1 protein-coding gene is annotated in these 902 nt (G+C 63.9%); it reads left to right on the top strand.

Annotation, left to right across the window (positions count from 1 at the left end; translation table 11 throughout):
- A partial coding sequence (gene glyA / locus ACR0NT_RS19535) for a serine hydroxymethyltransferase (protein ID WP_480443545.1) occupies positions 1-900 on the top strand: 900 nt, incomplete at its 5' end.
- Between the last annotated feature and the right edge of the window lie 2 nt (positions 901-902).

Here is a 902-nt window from a genome sequence, read left to right as displayed (position 1 = left end):
CACCTGACCCACGGCGCCGCGCCCAACCAGTCGGGCAAGTGGTTCAAGGCCGTCCAGTATGGTGTGCGCAAAGAAGACAACATGCTGGATTACGATCAGGTCGAAGCGCTGGCGAAAGAGCACCAGCCCAAGCTGATCATCGCCGGTGGCTCGGCCATCCCGCGCCAGATCGACTTTGCCCGCATGCGCGAGATTGCGGACATGGTTGGCGCCTACCTGCACGTGGACATGGCGCATTTCGCCGGTCTGGTTGCGGCAGGTGAGCACCCCAGCCCCTTCCCGCACGCCCATGTGGCGACCACCACCACCCACAAGACCCTGCGCGGCCCGCGCGGCGGCATGATCCTGACCAATGACGAGGCGATCGCCAAGAAAGTGAACTCGGCCATCTTCCCCGGCATTCAGGGCGGCCCGCTGATGCATGTGATCGCCGGTAAGGCCGTGGCCTTCGGCGAGGCGCTGCAGCCGGCGTTCAAGGACTATATCAAGCAGGTTGTGGTGAACGCGCAGGCGCTGTCGGATCAGCTGATCAAGGGCGGTCTGGACACCGTCACCCACGGCACCGACACCCATGTGGTGCTGGTCGATCTGCGCCCCAAAGGCGTCAAGGGCAACGCCACCGAAAAGGCTCTGGGCCGGGCGCACATCACCTGCAACAAGAACGGCGTGCCGTTTGATCCGGAAAAGCCGACCATCACGTCGGGCATCCGCCTGGGCTCGCCCGCCGGAACCACCCGCGGCTTCGGTGAGACCGAATTCCGCCAGATCGCCGACTGGATCATCGAAGTGGTCGATGGCCTGGCCGCCAATGGCGAGGACGGCAACGGCGAAGTCGAAGCCAAGGTCAAAGCCGAGGTCGCAGACCTCTGCGCCAAATTCCCGATCTATCCTAACCTGTAAGT

It is taken from the genome of Ruegeria sp. AB10 (genome assembly GCF_056542745.1).
Note: the sequence above shows the minus strand (reverse complement) of the source record. Positions and strands in the feature narration are given on the sequence as shown.